Below are 281 nucleotides of genomic sequence, written 5' to 3' on the forward strand. Positions count from 1 at the left end.
CTCAGAAGTGAAACGCCGTAGCGCCGATGGTAGTGTGGGGTCTCCCCATGCGAGAGTAGGGAACTGCCAGGCATCAAATTTAGTGTGCTGATATGGCTCAGTTGGTAGAGCGCACCCTTGGTAAGGGTGAGGTCCCCAGTTCGACTCTGGGTATCAGCACCAGTTTTTCGGTTAAAGTTCGGCACTTAGAAAAGAATTTGTCTGGCGGCTGTAGCGCGGTGGTCCCACCTGACCCCATGCCGAACTCAGAAGTGAAACGCCGTAGCGCCGATGGTAGTGTG

Annotated in this window: 1 tRNA gene and 1 rRNA gene; both read left to right on the forward strand. The window is 54.8% G+C overall.

Features of this window, described 5'->3' with window-relative positions:
* Positions 1–86 precede the first annotated feature (86 nt).
* Positions 87–162 (forward strand) — tRNA-Thr (locus tag OGY17_RS00040).
* A gap of 38 nt (positions 163–200) precedes the next feature.
* Positions 201–281: ribosomal RNA gene (gene rrf, locus OGY17_RS00045) — 5S ribosomal RNA — on the forward strand; the annotation flags it as partial.

The organism is Citrobacter sp. Cpo126, assembly GCF_030332445.1.
Taxonomy (GTDB): Bacteria; Pseudomonadota; Gammaproteobacteria; order Enterobacterales; family Enterobacteriaceae; genus Citrobacter; species Citrobacter portucalensis.